Source organism: Microbacterium sp. cx-55 (genome assembly GCF_021117345.1).
Classification (GTDB): Bacteria; Actinomycetota; Actinomycetes; order Actinomycetales; family Microbacteriaceae; genus Microbacterium.
In genome coordinates, this window is the sequence record NZ_CP088261.1 from 2,944,011 (window position 1) to 2,960,809 (window position 16,799).

General features: G+C 70.6%; 16 protein-coding genes. 13 read left to right on the top strand and 3 right to left on the bottom strand.

The genetic code is table 11. The features are described from left to right. Positions 1 to 75: 75 nt before the first annotated feature. The 13 genes from cofG to LQ938_RS13905 all read left to right on the top strand — a co-directional run bounded on the left by cofG (position 76) and on the right by LQ938_RS13905 (position 12,060). Positions 76 to 2,529 (top strand): 7,8-didemethyl-8-hydroxy-5-deazariboflavin synthase CofG, encoded by a 2,454-nt coding sequence (gene cofG, locus LQ938_RS13845; RefSeq protein WP_223723105.1) that lies wholly within the window; start codon positions 76 to 78, stop codon positions 2,527 to 2,529. After that, positions 2,526 to 4,049 (top strand): flavin-containing monooxygenase, encoded by a 1,524-nt coding sequence (locus LQ938_RS13850; protein WP_223723106.1) that lies wholly within the window; start codon positions 2,526 to 2,528, stop codon positions 4,047 to 4,049. Before cofG ends, LQ938_RS13850 begins: the two co-directional genes overlap by 4 nt. After that, positions 4,046 to 5,059 carry a glucose-6-phosphate dehydrogenase (coenzyme-F420) gene (fgd, locus tag LQ938_RS13855; protein ID WP_223723107.1) on the top strand — a complete coding sequence of 338 codons (1,014 nt, stop codon included), beginning with the start codon at positions 4,046 to 4,048 and terminating at the stop codon, positions 5,057 to 5,059. Before LQ938_RS13850 ends, fgd begins: the two co-directional genes overlap by 4 nt. A gap of 166 nt (positions 5,060 to 5,225) precedes the next feature. Continuing rightward, positions 5,226 to 5,873 carry a 2-phospho-L-lactate guanylyltransferase gene (cofC, locus tag LQ938_RS13860; RefSeq protein WP_223723108.1) on the top strand — a complete coding sequence of 216 codons (648 nt, stop codon included), beginning with the start codon at positions 5,226 to 5,228 and terminating at the stop codon, positions 5,871 to 5,873. Positions 5,874 to 6,045: 172 nt separating this feature from the next. Then, a complete protein-coding gene (locus LQ938_RS13865) occupies positions 6,046 to 6,459 on the top strand; it encodes a YbaB/EbfC family nucleoid-associated protein (protein ID WP_223723109.1) in 414 nt (137 codons plus the stop codon). Then, positions 6,456 to 6,779 carry a hypothetical protein gene (locus tag LQ938_RS13870; RefSeq protein ID WP_223723110.1) on the top strand — a complete coding sequence of 108 codons (324 nt, stop codon included), beginning with the start codon at positions 6,456 to 6,458 and terminating at the stop codon, positions 6,777 to 6,779. Before LQ938_RS13865 ends, LQ938_RS13870 begins: the two co-directional genes overlap by 4 nt. Further along, positions 6,776 to 8,050 carry a hypothetical protein gene (locus LQ938_RS13875; RefSeq protein ID WP_223723111.1) on the top strand — a complete coding sequence of 425 codons (1,275 nt, stop codon included), beginning with the start codon at positions 6,776 to 6,778 and terminating at the stop codon, positions 8,048 to 8,050. The genes LQ938_RS13870 and LQ938_RS13875 overlap by 4 nt, the downstream gene beginning before the upstream one ends. Beyond that, a complete protein-coding gene (locus tag LQ938_RS13880) occupies positions 8,047 to 9,051 on the top strand; it encodes an SseB family protein (RefSeq protein ID WP_223723112.1) in 1,005 nt (334 codons plus the stop codon). Before LQ938_RS13875 ends, LQ938_RS13880 begins: the two co-directional genes overlap by 4 nt. 17 nt (positions 9,052 to 9,068) lie before the next feature. Further along, positions 9,069 to 9,923: a hypothetical protein gene (locus tag LQ938_RS13885; RefSeq protein WP_231341337.1), complete on the top strand. Its 855-nt coding sequence runs from the start codon at positions 9,069 to 9,071 to the stop codon at positions 9,921 to 9,923. A 271-nt stretch (positions 9,924 to 10,194) separates the two neighbouring features. After that, the gene (locus LQ938_RS13890; protein ID WP_223723114.1) at positions 10,195 to 10,473 is read left to right on the top strand and encodes a hypothetical protein; all 279 of its coding nucleotides are present in this window, start codon (positions 10,195 to 10,197) and stop codon (positions 10,471 to 10,473) included. Between the two features lie 23 nt (positions 10,474 to 10,496). Beyond that, positions 10,497 to 10,823 (top strand): hypothetical protein, encoded by a 327-nt coding sequence (locus LQ938_RS13895; RefSeq protein WP_223723115.1) that lies wholly within the window; start codon positions 10,497 to 10,499, stop codon positions 10,821 to 10,823. 394 nt (positions 10,824 to 11,217) lie between these two features. Beyond that, a complete protein-coding gene (locus tag LQ938_RS13900) occupies positions 11,218 to 11,532 on the top strand; it encodes a hypothetical protein (protein WP_223723116.1) in 315 nt (104 codons plus the stop codon). Between the two features lie 21 nt (positions 11,533 to 11,553). Next, a complete protein-coding gene (locus tag LQ938_RS13905) occupies positions 11,554 to 12,060 on the top strand; it encodes a hypothetical protein (protein WP_223723117.1) in 507 nt (168 codons plus the stop codon). Positions 12,061 to 12,090: 30 nt separating this feature from the next. On the opposite strand, the gene LQ938_RS13910 is transcribed toward LQ938_RS13905, so the two are convergent. Genes LQ938_RS13910 through LQ938_RS13920 form a run of 3 tightly spaced genes read right to left on the bottom strand, consistent with a single transcriptional unit; the run spans position 12,091 to position 16,738 of the window. Continuing rightward, a complete protein-coding gene (locus LQ938_RS13910) occupies positions 12,091 to 13,059 on the bottom strand; it encodes an NAD-dependent epimerase/dehydratase family protein (RefSeq protein WP_223723118.1) in 969 nt (322 codons plus the stop codon). Then, a complete protein-coding gene (locus LQ938_RS13915; protein WP_223723313.1) occupies positions 13,056 to 15,722 on the bottom strand; it encodes an alpha/beta fold hydrolase in 2,667 nt (888 codons plus the stop codon). The genes LQ938_RS13910 and LQ938_RS13915 overlap by 4 nt, the downstream gene beginning before the upstream one ends. Next, complete coding sequence (locus LQ938_RS13920) at positions 15,716 to 16,738, bottom strand: 3-oxoacyl-ACP synthase III (protein WP_223723119.1); 1,023 nt, start codon at positions 16,736 to 16,738, stop codon at positions 15,716 to 15,718. Before LQ938_RS13920 ends, LQ938_RS13915 begins: the two co-directional genes overlap by 7 nt. Between the last annotated feature and the right edge of the window lie 61 nt (positions 16,739 to 16,799).

Genomic DNA, 16,799 nt, shown 5'->3' on the forward strand with positions numbered 1-16,799 from the left:
GGACAGGCAACGATCGTGTTGCGCCGATCCGGTTCACGTGACCCCGCCGACACATCTCGGTGGAACACTGGTCAGGTGTCTTCTCGTCCCTCCGGAGCTGTCGCCGCGCCCGTCCCGGACGCGGACGCGGATGCGGTCCCCCTCGCCGACGCCCTGACGCGCGCCCGGAGCGGCGTGCCTCTGCCGGTCGCGGACGTGCTCGCCCTGCTGCACGCGCACGGGCCCGAACGAGACGCCGTGTTCGCCGCCGCCGGCGCGCTCCGCGACGAAGGGCTCGCCCGGGCCGGACGGCCGGGTGTCATCACGTACTCCCGCAAGGTGTTCGTCCCGCTGACGACACTCTGCCGCGACCGCTGCCATTACTGCATCTTCGTCGACACCCCCGGGCAGCTGCTCAAGAAGCGCAAACCCGCGTACATGTCTCCCGAGCAGGTGCTCGCCGTCGTCCGCCAGGGCGCCGCGCTCGGGTGCAAAGAGGCGCTGCTGACCCTGGGCGACCGCCCGGAGGACCGGTGGCCCGAGGCCCGCGCGTGGCTCGACGAGCACGGCTTCGCCTCGACCCTCGACTACGTCGCGCACATCGCCCGCCTCATCACCGCCGAGACCGGGATGCTCGTGCACGCGAACCCGGGCGTCATGCACGACGACGAGCTGCGGATGATGCGGCCCCTCGCGCCGTCGATGGGCATGATGCTCGAGACCACCTCGCGCGACCTGTTCGAGACACCCGGACAGCCGCACTTCGGGTCGCCCGACAAGGACCCCGCGCTGCGTCTGCAGGTGATCGAGGATGCGGGGGCCGCCCGCATCCCGTTCACGACAGGAATCCTCGTCGGCATCGGCGAGACGGTCCGCGACCGGGCCGAGTCCCTGATCGCGCTGCGCGACAGCCACGCCCGGCACGGGCATCTGCAGGAGATCATCGTGCAGAACTTCCGCGCCAAACCCCGCACCGCGATGCAGGACGTACCGGATGCCGACCTGCTGGAGTACGCGCTGACCGTCGCCGTCGCGCGGCTCGTCATGGGGCCCGATATGCGGGTGCAGGTGCCGCCGAACCTGTCGGACACGACGGAGTTCGACCTGCTCGTCCGGGCCGGAATCGACGACTGGGGCGGCGTCTCGCCGCTGACGGCCGACCATGTGAACCCCGAGCGGCCGTGGCCGCACGTCGACGACCTCGCCGCACGGACCGCCGACCTCGGTTTCACCCTGCGCGAGCGTCTCACCGCGCACCCGGAGTACGTGCGCGACGCCGCGACGTGGATCGACGCGTCGCTGCACGCGCCGGTCGCCGCGCTCGCGGGCCCGTCGGGTCTCGCCGCCGTGGCGGGTGTGGCGGGTGCTGCGGATGAGGGCGGTGCCGCCGTTGTCGAAGCGGGTGCTGCCGGTGGGGTCGGTGCTGCCGGTGGGGCGGTTCCCGCGAGCAGCCGCACTCGCATCACCGCGACGGCCCTGGCGGAGCGAGCCGCCGCCGACCCGCTGAGCCTCGACGACGCCGAGTGGGTCGCGCTCCTCGAATCGCGCGGCGCCGACCTCGACGCCCTTACCGCGACCGCCGACGACGTGCGCCGCTACACGGTCGGCGAAGCGATCAGCATCGTCGTGAACCGCAACCTGACCTCGACCGGGTTCCGGCGCACGGGCGCCACCTCGGCGGCCGAATTCGACCTCGCGGATGCGGCCGCGATCGCCCGCGACGCCGCAGACCTCGGCGCGACCGAGCTGTGCGTGCAGGGTCTGCTGCCCGCGGGGGAGGATCCGTCGTCCTACCTCGACCTCATCCGCACGATCCGCGCCGCAACTCCCGGAATCCACCTCCACGCCTACCGCCCCCAGGACGTGCGCGACCTCGCCGACCGCGGCGGCCTCGGCCTCGACGGCGCTCTGGCCGCGCTCCGCGACGCGGGTGTCGACACGATGCCGGGCACCGGTGTGAAGGTGTTGTCCGAGCGGGTGCGAGCGCGAGTGGCGCCGGGTGATCTCGAGATCGACCGCTGGGTCGAGGGAATCATTGCCGCCCACCGCGCCGGCTTCCGTTCCACGAGCGTCCTCTTCTACGGGCACGTCGAGACCGCCGCCGAGCGGGTCGCGCACCTGCGGCAACTGCGCCGCATCCAGGACGACACCCGCGGATTCGCCGAGTTCGTGCCGATCCCCCTGCCCGGACCCGACGGCGGCGTTCCGCTCGTCGCCGGACGCGCACCGCTCGACGAACGCCGCGCGATGGTCGCGGTCTCGCGCCTGATGCTCTCGGGCAGCATCCCGCACGTGCAGATCCCCTGGACGCGCCACGACCGAGCGGTCACCGTCGAACTTCTCCGCGCCGGCGGCGACGACCTCGGCGGAACCCTGCTCGACGGTCGCGTGCGCCCCGAAGCCGGTATCGAGCACGGCAACACGCTGCCGCTCGCGGATGCCGCGCGCCTCGCCCGCACGCTGTTCCGCCCGTTCCGCCAGCGCACCACCGACTACCGCGAGCCGGCTTCCACCGCCGCCCACCCCCCGACCGCGGCGGAGCACGGGTGACCGTCGACGTCGCGATCGTCGGGGCGGGCTTCGCCGGGCTCGCGATGGCCGGCGCGCTTCGACGGGCAGGCCGCGAGTCGTTCGTGGTCCTCGAACGCGGAAGCTCCGTCGGCGGCACCTGGCGCGACAACACCTACCCCGGCGTCGCGTGCGATGTGCCCTCGCACCTGTACGGGCTGGCGCAGCATCCGTGGCCGGACTGGTCGGGCACCTTCGCGCGCGGCGACGAGATCCACCGCTATCTGCGCCACGTCGCGGATGCGGAGGGGCTCCGCGAACGGCTGCTGCTCGATACCCCGCTGCTCGCCGCCCGCTGGACCGGATCCGCCTGGGAACTCACGACCGGTGGGCCCCGCCGGTCGACCGTCCGCGCGCGACGCCTCGTGCTGGCCTGCGGGCGTCTCACGGAACCTCGCATCCCCGAGATCCCGAATCTCGACGCCTTCACCGGCCCGATCTTCCACTCCGCGCGCTGGGATCACACCGTGCCCCTCGCGGGGCGCCGGATCGCCGTGGTCGGCACGGGCGCATCCGCCGTGCAACTCGTTCCCGAACTCGTACGCCGCGGCGCCGAGGTCGTGCTCTTCCAGCGCACACCGGCCTGGATCGTGCCCCGCGGCGCCGTTGACTACTCCGCAGAAGAACGCCGCCGGCTGGCCGCGCATCCCGATGAGCTCGCCGCGCTCCGCGCGCAGCTCTACCTCGAGGGCGAGCAGAGATTCGCGTCCCGGTCGGGGGATGCGGATGCGGCCGCCGCTGCCGAACACGACGCCCGTGCGCACCTGGCCGCCCAGGTCGACGACGTCGCGCTGCGGGCCGCACTCACCCCGGACTACGCATTCGGATGCAAGCGCGTGCTGCTCTCGGACGACTTCTACCCGGCCGTGGCGTCGGACGCCGTGACGTTCGAGGCATCCGCGCTCGACCGCGTCGAGGGCGGCGCGCTCGTGGCCGCATCCGGGGAGCGGCATCACGCCGACGCACTCGTTCTCGCGACGGGTTTCGCCGCGTCGGAGCAGCCATACGCCCACCTGGTGATGGGCGAGGACGGCGTGACGCTCGCCGAGCACTGGGCGGGCGGCATGACGTCGTTCGCCTCGACCGTCGTGTCGGGATTCCCGAACCTGTTCGTGCTGAACGGCCCGAACGCGTCACTCGGCCACAACTCGTCGGTGCTGATGGCCGAGGCGCAGGCCGGGTACGTCGTCGGCGTACTGGCGCGGGCCGACGCGGCGCCGAGCGGGAGCAGGTCCACCCAGGCTCCCGAGGCCCCGGCGCTGCGCGTCGACCCCGACGCCGAACGGCGCTACACGCAGCGCATCGATGCGGCCGCCGCATCCACCCCCTGGATCCGCGGCGGATGCGCCAACTGGTACGTCGACGAGCGATCGGGGCGGTTGACCCTGCTCTGGCCGGGCACGGTCGACGCGTTCCGGGCCATGCTGGACGAAAGCGACGGGTCGGAATTCCTGCCCGCCGGAACACCCCGCGACCCCTCGCGGGCGAGAGGAGAATCATGACGGTTCCGTTGCTTTTCGGGTACAAGGCCTCGGCCGAGCAGTTCGCGCCCGACCAGCTCGCCGACTTCGCGGTGCTCGCCGAGGAGGTGGGCTTCGACTCGGTGTTCATCTCCGACCACTTCCAGCCGTGGATGCACGAGGGCGGACACGCTCCCGCCGCTCTCCCCTGGCTCGGCGCCGTCGGCGCGCGCACCTCGCGCGTCATCCTCGGCACGTCGGTGCTGACCCCGACCTTCCGCTACCACCCGGCCGTCGTCGCGCAGGCCTTCGCCACGCTCGGCGTCATGTTCCCGGGGCGCATCATCCTCGGCGTCGGCACGGGCGAGGCGCTCAACGAAGTGACTCTCGGGCTCGACTGGCCCGATCCGCCGGAGCGCTTCCAGCGTCTGAAGGAGTCGATCGCGCTGATCGAGAAACTCTGGGCCGACGAGCGCGTCACCTACGAGGGCAACTTCTGGCACGTGACGGATGCCACGGTGTACGACCGTCCGACCACCCCCGTCCCGATCTACATCGGCGCCGCCGGACCGGCCGCAACCAAGCTCGCCGGCCGCGTCGCCGACGGCTTCATCACGACCAGCGGCAAGGACCCGAAGCTCTACACCGACACACTGCTGCCCGCCCTCGCCGAGGGCCTGGCGAAGGCCGGGCGCCCGGATGACGCCATCGACACCCTGATGGAGGTCAAGGTCTCGTACCACCCCGACCACGCCACGGCGCTCGAGAAGACGCGGTTCTGGGCACCGCTGGCGCTCACCGCCGACGAGAAGATGGGGATTCACGACCCGATCGAGATGCAGCGGCGTGCCGCCGAACTGCCGATCGAGCGGGCCGCGTCGCGGTTCATCGTCTCGACCGATCCCGACGAGCACGTCGAGAAGATCGCTAAGTACGTCGACCTCGGGTTCCGCCACCTCGTGTTCCACGACCCGGGTGAGAACCAGGAGGAGTTCCTGCGCACCTACGGTTCGGAGATTCTGCCGCGCCTGCGCGCCCGGTTCGGCGTGTGACGGCGCCTTCTCCCGTCGTTCACGCTCGTTCGGGCTCGACAACTCCTCCAAAAGCGCCGCCTCCGCGCGCGCAGAGGCGAATCGACACCGATCTGGAGGAGTTAGCCGGCGTCACGGCCCGAGCCTCGGCGCTATCTCGCGCACAACACCGGAAGAGCGGCCCCGAATGAGCGCCGAACGCCCGTCGGACGGCGGGTCTCCCGAGGTGCGCTCACCCGGCTGGGTCGTCGTCGTGCCGCTCAAGCCGGCCGCGATCGGCAAGTCGCGCCTGCGCGACGTCGACGAACAGTTGGTGCGCGCGATCGGACTCGACACGGTCGCGGCGGCGAGCGCGGCCGCGACCGTTGCCCGGGTGATCGTCGTGACCGCGGATGCCGCCACCGCGGCCGCCGCGGCGAGCATGCCCAGCGTCGAGGTGGTGGCCGAACCCGATCCGTCCGGGCTGAACGCGGCGATCGCGGCCGGCGCGGCGACTGCCGCGAGGGCTCCCCGGGCCGCCCTGCTGGGCGATCTCCCGGCGCTCCGCCCCGGCGACCTCGACGCCGCGCTGGCGGCGGCCGCATCCGTCGATCACGGCGTGGTGCCGGATGCGGAGGGCACCGGCTCCACCCTCGTCACCGCGGGCGCGGGCATCGCGTGGCAGTCCGCGTTCGGCGCCGATTCGCTCGCCCGCCATACCGCACTCGGCTTCACCCTGCTGCCGGTGCCGGCATCTTCGACCCTGCGTCGCGACGTCGACACGGCCGAGCAGCTGGCGGATGCCGCCGCCCTCGGCCTCGGCCCCCGCTCGGCCGCCCTCCTCGACCCGCACTGATCCCGCGGCCACCCCGCGCTGATCCCGCGGCATCCCATCCGCGAGACAGCACCTGCGCAACGAGACGTCGGTCGAGAGCCAACGTCTCGCCGCGAAACTGCTGTCTCGCGGGTTTTCCACAGGCGGAGGGGCGCGGCGCGTGAGGGGCGAAAGGGCGATCTAGGCTGTGCGGGTGAGTGACTTCTTCGCGGCGGGAGCGGATGCGGATGCCGCCATCGCCCGCATCGAACAGCAGATCGCGGATGCCCAGCGGCATGCCGAACGGGCGCGGGAGTTCCAGTCAGAGATCGAGAACGTGCGGGGCGTCGCGCGGTCGCCGCGGCGTGAGCTGCAGGTCACGGTCGACGCGTCGGGCCGCCTCGCAGCCATCGATCTCTCCGACGCCGCCATGGAGCTGGCTCCGCGCGCGCTCGCGAAGCTGATCGTCGACACGGCCAACGCCGCCCAGCGCGATGCGGGCGGGAAGGCCGTCGACATCGCCGCGGAGGCCTTCGGCCGCGACTCGGGTGTGGTCGCCCAACTCCAGGCCGAAGTCGACAAAGCCCCGCCATCCGCGGATTCCTCGACCTCGACGATTCGGGAGTGAGCATGGCCGGTCACATCGCGGTCGATCAAGACCTCATCACCTCGCACGCGGCGCGCGTCGAGGTCGTCGCCTCCGACATCGCGGTCGCGCGTGATGCGGCCGGTTCGACGAACATGGGCGGCGGAGCGTTCGGCGTGCTGTGTTCATTCTTGGTCGGTCCCGCGTCGCTCGCGGCCTCGATGGCGCAGCAGACGGTCCAGGCCGCCGAGGGGATGGTGCGCCGGAGCGCGACCGAGCTCCGCGGGGTCGCCACCGACATGGCCGCGTTCGAAGACGACGTCGTGCAGGGCGTCGCCGCTCTCGAGTCGAGCCTCGGGTGAGCACGGCGAATCCGCTCGTCGCCGCGCCTGTCGACACGGCGACGCCGTTCAGCGGGGCGGGAGTGCTCGACTCCGGCAGTCAGCTCGTGACGGCGATCGAGTCGGGCGACTGGGCGCAGGGCGCGATGGCCGGTGTGGGCGTAGCCCTCGACACCGCGGCCACCGTCATCGATCCGCTCGGCTCGCTGATCGCCGCGGGCCTCGGCTGGCTCATCGATCACCTCGAGCCGCTCAAGGGTTGGTTCAACGACTTCACCGGGGATGCGGGCGAGGTCGCGGCCTTCGGGCAGACGTGGGCCAATATCCAGTCCCAGCTGCAGACCTCCGGCGACGAACTCGCGCGCATCGTCGGCGACGTCGACGAACTCGCCGGTGAGGCGATGGATGCGTACCGTCGCTTCCAGTCCGAATCCGCGCAGCACATCAGCGCCGCCGCATCCTGGGCCGGCGCGATGTCGACCGGCCTGCAGATCGCGTCGACCATCGTGCAGATCGTGCACGACCTCGTGCGCGACGTGCTCTCGCAGCTCGTCGGATCGATCATCTCCTGGGCGGCGGAGGCGGTCTTCACCCTGGGACTTGCGACCCCGGTGATCGTCGGGCAGGTCACCACGCGGGTCGCCTCGCTGAGCGCGAAGGTCGGCAAGTACGTCACCGACGCGATCTCGTCCTGCAAGTCCCTCTCGAAGCTGCTCGACGAGCTGACCGCCCTCCTCCGTCAGGCCGGCACGCTGTTCGACGGTGTGCTGAAGGGTGGTGGGCCGTCGGGCCGCGGTCCGCACGGACCTCTTCGATCAGAATCGCCACCGACACCCGCGCGGTCGCCGGATGGGCCCCCGACGTTTCGGACGGCCATTGATGACAATGTCGTAGACGTACCGCGCCAGGATTTACCGCCTGGGCTCGCATCAACATTCACCGACGGCCAGTATCGAACTGTGGAAACTATTGAACCTGTTGAGTTGTACCGCGTGTACGGCGGCGACGCCAGCCAAACGGGCGGGTTTGCGACCACCGAGTACGCCACAGACCGCCTAACGGCGATGGACAGGTCGGCGTTGAACCCAGAGTGGAACAACACCAGGGAATGGCAGGCCGTAATCGACGTACCCGCGGGACAAACTCTGCAGATTGGTCAGGTCGCGCCTCAGGTCCTGGACGACGGTCGAATACTCCCGGGAGGCGCAGACCAGATTCTCCTCCCCCAAAACTGGGATCCATCCTGGATTAGGAATGTCGAGCCCGTACCGCCTATCGGGGATACCCGTTGAGCGCGCGCGACCGGTACATCGAGGCGCTGATCACGGCAGATGAGATCGTGCGCGAGATGCCGGAACGTGCGCCGGACGATCCTACGGGTGTGGAATCAGAGACCAAGGCGGCGCTGCGCGTCGCACTGGCAGACGCCGTTCGGCGAGCACGTGATGGCGACGTAACGCCCGGTAGCGCAACTGCAGCGTCCCTCAGCCGCCGGCTGGTTGACGGCAATGGGACCCGTGACCCGTCCGCCACCATCTACTCCGCGTTGGAAGCGATTGACGCTGCGCGCGAAGAAGCCGTCAGCGGCGCTCTGCAGCTGCTGCCACCCGCAACACTCCAGTCACTGGCCGAGTCCGGGCCGACCGTTCCTCCGTCGTATCTCCCGCTCATCGTGCGCTTCGCCCTTCTCGTGCCGACAACGACCGACGCAGACAGAAACACGCGTCTCGTCTCTCTCCAGTCGACCGGCGGACTCCGAATGATTCCTGCATTCGCGTCCCGCGGGCAGTTGGACCGTTGGTCCGCGCAAGCCCGGGCGGACTCCACGTCGGTGTCGCTCACCCAGATCGAGACGCTTCTCCAACTGGCTCAGCGTGCTCAGGTCGACGGAATCGTCATCGACCCGGGTGGCCGGAATGTTGTCATCCCGATCGACAAGTCACCACTGCTGGAAACCCATGATGCTCGCCTACCGGCGCGTGTGCCTCTTTCCTTCGGCGGAGCCGCGAACGTGAGCCCCGAACTTGTGGCGGCCGCACGGCGCGCGGCACAGAATACGCCAGGCGTGTCTGCCGTTTACGCTGTGTCCGTGGTGGAGGGCACCGCGACCCCGCGACTCGTGTGGGTGGTGAAGAACGATGCGGCTGACCAGACGGCCCTGCGGGCATTCGCGAACCACTTCGTCGCATCCGTCCCGTCGGGCTCGCCAATTGACATCCTGGATGCGGACACTCCACTGGGGCAGGCCGTCCAAGAATCCGTCAGCCCCGTGTACCGCGATGAACAGGGCTGACCTCAAGGAGCGATTCAGTGACACCTACACCTCGCGCGGCGACCGCGGGAATTCCTGAACCGCCCGACTTAGCGAGAGAGAACGGTTCGCGACAGCGATCGATAGAGACACAGCCCGACGAGAATTCGGCGAGGAGAGCCTCGACCTTGCCTGAAGCGGAGGAGAGCGACACGGACAGCACGACTGTCGCCACAGACCTCGCGCGGCTCCTGCGCCGGCACTGGGGTGCGCGAGCCAACTCCAACGAGTTCATCCGGAGCAAGGGAATCGCCTCGGTCGTTATCTACGACGCGTGCAAGGTCACTCTCGCGGGCGACCCGGACGGAGTACGCGTCTGGACGCAGCCGGCTCCGCCTGCCACCACGCCCCGCGTGGATGTGATCGTGCCGCGTGAGGACGTCGACGGTGTACTCAAGGACATCGACGCCGCATGCCGTCTGGCCCTCCCGCCGGCATTCATCCACCGCTTCGACGAGTGGGCGAACTCGGGCGGAGAACTCAGGTCAGGGGGTTCCGACGCTTCGCCACGCGTGCCCGGACCCACTCTGACCGACGCCGATCTGGACGCGGAGATTCATGACTTCTGGAGGGATTCTGCGGTCGTCGTGCCGGGCGACGATTCACTGTCCGGCGACCTCCGACGCACCATCCGCCTGTACGACATGATTAACGTCGTCGTCGTCCGAAACGAGCCGCATAAGCAGCTGACGGGAGGCATCGTCGTCGGCGACGGCGTCGAGAGTTCCGATTTTGGGACGTGGTTCATGGCCGACCACCCGGACGCGGAAGGACTGCGAGAACTCATGCAGAGGCTCGATGACTGGGTCCGGTTGAGACTGGGGCGACCGGCGTCGACCCGGGCACCGAGATGAACGGGTAGCGAAACCCGCTGACCTGGGCAGTAATCCTGAAATGAGCCTCTCGTGACGTCGATACCACCTGGATGGAACAGCCAGGGCTGCGAGGTGTGCAAAGCCCAATGGATGACCGGACAGCAACCGCAGCGGATAGCTGTCAACGCAACCCTGCACAAGGCGCTTTACCGGTGCCGGGTGTGCGGGACACTCTGGGTCGAGACCGAGCGATTCGCTGCGGCGATCGACAACGCGACCGCCCGACGGGACTTCGGAGAGGGGAGCCTCGATGCCATCTGATGACGGAACGTTCGACGACACGTACTTCTCCCGCCAGGATCGGTTCTCCGTGGGGACCGAGCGGCCCTCTGGACGGTTCTACCTCTCGATCCCGGTGAGCAACGGAGTCGTCGACTACGAGGAGTACTACGAGCTCACCGAGGCGCAGTACGAGGTGTTCGTCACGGACCGCGCCTCCGCCGCGACCTTCGCCGAAGAGTGCCGGAAGCACGAGCACGACGCGCTCCTGCTGCGCAAGCCCGGCGCGAACCGCGGCACTCCCGTCTGAGGAATGACGATGGCCGCATCCTCATGACATTCACTCAGCTCAAGAGACGACTCCTGGCGTTGCCGGGAGCGACCGCCGCGTGGCTCGCGCCTACCGTGGCCTTCCCCCAGGACGGGCGCCCGATTCCCGTCGGCTACTGCCTCATCCGCGACCGCGGCGGGCTGTTCACCGTCTACAAGGGTGACGGGCGAGGCGGCGTCTCGCCGGCCACGATGGACGACGGCGCGACGCCCCTCACCTTCGCGACCGAGGACGATGCGTGCACCTGGATCTGGGCGGAAATGATGTGGTGGCGAGACTTCGAGGCACGCCGCGCAACGGGCGCGTCCGAGAAGACGGAGGCCACATGAACTACGCCGAGCTCAGGGCACGCATCGCATCGTTGCCCGACGTCGCACCCTCCTTCGTGCCGTGCGTGATCGAGTGGGCGGCTGATGGGCGTCCGAATCCCACGCTCTTGTCGTTGGTTCCGCACCCGGATGGCACCGTCACGGCGACGCGAGGCGACCTTCGAGAAAAGACGGAGCCGGTTCGGGATGCCCACGGCGACGTCATCGTGTTCACCGACGAGTCGGCGGCATGCGAGTGGGCCTGGACCGACGTTCACGAGTCGTGGGGTTCGAGACCGCAGTATTCCGAGGAGCAACAACGCGCCGCAGCGGCGAGCGGCGACGCGCAGCGACGTCGACGAGCAACCCGCCTGCGAGAGTGGGAAGATCCGCATCCGCGTGACGGGATCCATCCGTGAGCGCTCCTGAGCCGAGTTCCTCGGATGTGGATGCGGCACTCATCGCCTATGTGGGCCGGGGCCGCACCGGGGTGCCCACGGCGGCGCCCGATGCCGTGCGCACACTCGGCGCCCGGAACCCGGACGCCCTCCGCGCCGAGGTCGAGGCGACGCTGCGCATCGCCGACAGCATCCCCTTCGACGATGTCGCCCCGTTCGACGACGGACTCCGCGGACGCCTGTACCAGAGGCTCCGCGACCTCTTCCCCGAGCGTGGAGACGACGCGATCGAGGCCCTCGGAGGGCGGTGGGCCTACCTCACCCTGAGATGACGCCCGACGTAGGATCTCCCCGTGGACGAGCGAACGACGGGCGACGGGAGTACCCCTTCGGAGCTGGGCTGCGACGTCTGCCGAACCGGTGTCTACTCCGGCGGTCAGCCGCGATTCGTCGTCGCAACCTCCGGCGTCGATCTGCTCTATCGCTGCGACGCGTGCGGCACGTGGTGGATCGGCAACGAGAGGGCAACGTGGCCGGCCACGTGGGCCGAAGCCCGCACCCTCTCCCCCGACCACGTGGCAGCAGCAACGTCGGCGCTGAGCCACGGGGTCCGCGCTTATGTGTGGGGTGCCGGCGGGTCCATCCCCGGGCGGCATCCAGAACTCGTCGACGATGCGGCCGTGCGGGAGAGGGTCGAGGACGTCATCGCCGAGGCCGACAACATCCGACCGGATGCCGGTGCCACCGACCTGAATTCCTGGGCCGCGCGCGAAGTCGCGGCGATCTCCACGCGCCATCCCGAACTCGACGAAGCCGCCGTGCGCGCACTCCGGGACCTCCTCACGTGGACGTGGCGCTGAGCGCCCGCCGGCGAACGGAAACCGCGCGACTCAGCGCGCGGAGGACGCGGCGAGGCGCCTGAGCCCCTCGTCGATCGACACCGCAGGCTCCCATTCCAACGCGGAACGGATCTCCCGCTGGTCGAACCAGTGCGCCGTCGACAGCTGCTCCGCGAGGAACCGGGTCATCGGCGGTTCGTCGGCTCCGGGCCGCACGGCCCAGACGCGCTCCACAACCGAGCCGGCCGCACGGGCCACCCCGGCCGACACGCTCCACCGGGGCGGAGGCACGCCCGCGGCGCGGCAGATGCCGGCCATCAGCTCGCCGACCGGGCGCGGCTCGCCGTTCGTCAGCACGAACGCACGCCCATGCACACGATCGACGTGCGCGAGGGCGGCGGTGATCCCGGATGCGGCGTTGTCGACGTAGGTCGAATCGACGAGGGCGGTGCCGCCGTTCAGGAGCGGGAGGCGTCCGCGCCGTGCGCGATCGACGATGCGTGCCACGAGCTGCGGGTCCCCCGGCCCCCACACGAGATGCGGGCGGATGGCGACGACATGCAGGTCATCACCATCTCGCCCGAGCGCCAGCAGCTCGGCCTCCGCCTTCGTGCGGGCGTACTCGCCACGCGCGTGCGCCGGGTCGGCAGGCTCGGCGCCGACACCCGCGAGGGCCGCGCCCGCGTGCGCGACCGACGGCGACGACACCTGCACGAACCGGGCCACCCCGGCGCGCGCGGCCGCGTCGAGCACGATGCGCGTGCCGTCGACGTTGATCCGCCGGAAGTCCGCAGGGTCGCCCGCGAGTGAGACCTTCGCCGCGAGGTGCACGACCCCCTCGGCGCCGTCCATGCCGCGCGCGACGAGCGCCGCATCCGTCACCGAACCGAGCAGATCGGTCACGCCGGGTACGCCGGAGGGACGGCGCTGCAGCGTCCGCACCTCGTGGCCCGCGTCGACGAGCGCCGACGCGACGGCCTGACCGAGGAATCCGGATGCCCCGGTGACGAGCACGATCACGGCGCCGTGGGCCGTTCGCCGGCGAGGATGCGATCAGCCCACGCCGATAGGCGCGCCCGGTCGATCTTCGAGTTGTGCCGGATGTCGGTGGGCAGGCTCGGAACGACCAGCACCGCCACGATCGGCAGCTCGGAACTCGCGCGCACCGCGGCGGCGAGGCGGTCGTCGGCGATGGCCGGGCGCCGAGCGGCGGGGAGCGTCTCGACGACCGCCACCGCCTTCCGGAGCCCCTGGGGCCCGACGCCCACGACCGCCGCACGGCGCACCGAAGGCAGGCGCTCCACGTCCTGCTCGGCGCCGACCGGCGCGACGGGACCGTCCGCGGTCACGATGACGTGCGGCAGCCGCCCCTCGACCCAGAGCCGGCCGTCCGCGTCGAGGTGCCCGACGTCGCCGGTGCGGTGCCAGCGGCGGCCGTCCGCATCCGGAACATCGCGGATCGCCGCGCGATCGGTCAGCCAGAGCCGGTCATAACCGGTCTTCAGGTGCGGGGCCGAGATCACGATCTCGCCCAGCACTCCCGGGGTGTCAGCGGGAGCGCGGGTCGCGGCACCGGTCGCGTCCAATGCGCTGATCAGCACCCGGTTCTCGCCGATCACCGAGCCGACGCACACACCGCGATCGGGCGCGGCCTCGGCCGCCCGGATCCCGTCGAGCGTGATGTCGGTGACGAGCAGGCACTCGGTCATGCCGTACGGCGTGTGCGGCACGGCGTTCGGCATCAGTTCACGGGTCGACGCGAGCAGTCCCGCCCCGATCGGAGCGCCGGTCGAAAGGAACGTCTGCACCTCCGCGAGCGCCGCGCGGTCGTCCGCGGTCAGCGCATCGGCGGTCGCGACGACGTTGAGGATGGCGGCCGGCGAGAGGAAGACGATCTTGCCGCGCGATTCCCGGACCGCGGCGGCGACGGCGGATGCGGTCAGCGTACGCGGCGCGGACACGTCCATGTCGGGCGTCACCGAGCGCGTTCCGAGCGCCGGGCCGAGCAGCGCGAACGGCGCGAAGCCCGTGACGAGCCCGGTGTCGGGCGTGACCTCGAAGTGCCGGCCGAGGGTGTCTCGCAGCGCGGAGAGCTGCCGGTGCGTGTAGACGACGCCCTTCGCCGGACCGGTCGATCCGGAGGTGAAGAGGATCGCCGCGAGGTCCTCGGGGCCGGGCGCCTCGGGTAGGTCGCCACCGCGGGCGACGAGGTCGGCCAGCGAGGCGGTCACCCCGAGCGCGCGTCGAACGGGCGCGGGAAGGCGGGTCGCCGAGATGCGGATGCCGGGCCAGCCCAGCGCGCGCGCGGCGGCGAGGCCGGTGCGCTCACCGATGACGAACGCCGGCCGCGCGCCGCGCACCGCACGGGAGAGGCCCTTCACGCCGAGTCCCGCATCCGCCACCACGACCACGGCCCCGATGCGCAGGCACGCGTAGATGACAGCGGTCAGCGTCGCCCCGGGCGGCACGAGCAGCGACACCCGATCGCCGCGGCGCACGCCGAGGTCATGGAGCCCCGCCGCGATGCGGCGGACCCGATCGTCGAGCACGCGCCAGCTGACCCGCATCGGCACCGCGGGGCTCATGTCGATCACGGCCGGACCGTCGTCGTCGCGGCGCGCGTCGAGCGCTGCCCAGAGCGGCGTGAACTCGGTCTCGGCAGCGGTACGGACGGCACCGCGCTCGCGCGCCTCGCGGCGAGTAGCCGGCGCATCCGACTCCCCCACGATGCGCGCACGGTTGTCGTCGAGCCAGCCGAGCACGGCGTCGTCGTACGCGCGGTCCTCCGCGAGCAGGTGTCCCGCACCCTCGAATCGGTGCACATCGGCGTGCGGCAGGCGGGTGATCAGGTCGTCGAGATACCGCTCGACGAAGACGGGGTCGCGCGGCCCCCAGAGCAGCAGCGCGGGAACCTCGAGCCCCGCGACGCCCGCGGCGATCCGCTCGAGTTCGGCGTGACTCGCGTGCCGGCGATCGACCGGGATGTCGTCGACGAATCCGCCGACACCGCCGCGGCGGGATGCCCCGCGATACGGCGAGCGGAACGCCGCCTTCACGTCGGCAGCGAGCGCGGGCGAGGCGAGCGCGAGGGTCGTGTCGAGGAACGCGGTGGTTCGCACGGTGGAGGCGGCGAGCATCACGCGCGCCCGCGCGAGGCGCAGCGGCGCCGGGATCGGCACGCCCTCCGGATGGTGCACGGCGGTGTTGAGCAGCATCACGCCCGCGAGCTGGCCGGGGCGATCGACCGCCCAGCCGAGCGAGACGACACCGCCCCAGTCGTGCCCGAGCGTCACGACCGGACCCTCGATCCCGAGGGCATCGGTGAGAGCCCCGAGGTCGCGCACGCGCGTCGCGAGACGCCGGGTCGTGCCCGTGCGCTCGGAGAACCCCATGTCGAGCTGGTCGACCGCGATCACGCGCCACGCGGTCCGGCCAGCCTCCGCCGCGGCCACCGACGCCGACACGAGCGCCCGCCACAGGTACGACCACGTCGGATTGCCGTGCACGGCGATGATCGTGCCGGCGACGGGCGCACCGAGGCGCGCGAGCTCGTCACCCGTGTCGAGCAGATGCCAGCGCCGGATGCGGCCGCCATCCGCCGCGTGCTCCGCCACCTCGACGGTGCGCGAGAAACGCGGATCGACACCCGGGAGGTCGGACGGCAGCACCGGGGAGGTCACCAGGCGATCTCCATCATGGCGGTGTTGAGGCCCGATCCGACGCCCATTAGCAGCACCCGATCGCCCTTGTTCAGCGTCGACTGCTCCTCGGCCAGAGTGATCGGAATCGAGGCGGGACCGACGTTCCCGAGCCGCGGGAAGGTCGTCGGCACCTTGTCTTTCGAGAGTTTGACGGCCTTCACGATCGCATTGGTGTGCACCGACGAGACCTGGTGGGTGATGTACCGGTCGACCGTCGACCAGTTCCACTCGGTGGAGGCCTCTTTCCAGGCCGAGACGACCAGGTCGAGCCCGCCCTTCAGCAGGGCCTTCGCATCCGTGAACATGCCGTCGACACTGCCGACGCAGAGCTCGTGGAACTGCGTAGCCGCGCGCGTCACACCGCCGAGGATGCGGTGGCCCTCCGGGTGCTCATCGGCACGGCCGAGCACGGCCGCGGCGGCGCCCGAACCGAGCGTGAGCGACGCGAACTCGCTCATGAACTGGTCGCGGTCGACGTCTTCGCGCTGCAGCCGCTCGATCGTGTTGATCTGGATCTCGTCGGCATCCTCGCCGTTGACGATCAACGCGTAGCGGATCTGCCCCGACTCGATCATGCTCGCCGCCACGCTCATGCCGTTGACGAAGCCGAGGCAGGCGTTGGCGATGTCGAAGTTGATCGCCGAACTCGGCATCCCAAGGCCGTGGTGCAGTCGCACGGCGACCGACGGCTCGAGGTGCTTGCGGCTCACGGAGGTGTTGATGACGAGGCCGATCTCGGACGCATCCACCCCGCTCTCGGCGAGCGCCTGGCGCCCGGCCGCGACGGCCGCGTCATCCGAGGATTCACCCTCCGCCCAGTTCCGGCGCTCATTGACGCCGGCGACGCGTCGCAGCAGTCCACTGCGCAGCCGCAGCCGCGAGAGCGCGGACGAGAGGCGGTCCTCGATATCGTCCGAGGTCGTCACCCGCCCGGGAAGAGCGCTCGCCACGGAAAGCAGCGAAACGTTTGCGAAGCGGGCAGTCGAATTTCCAGCCACGGAACCTCCGTCGGAACGAGGCGTTGGCGCGATCGTTCAAAGCATCAAGTTTACGCGGCGC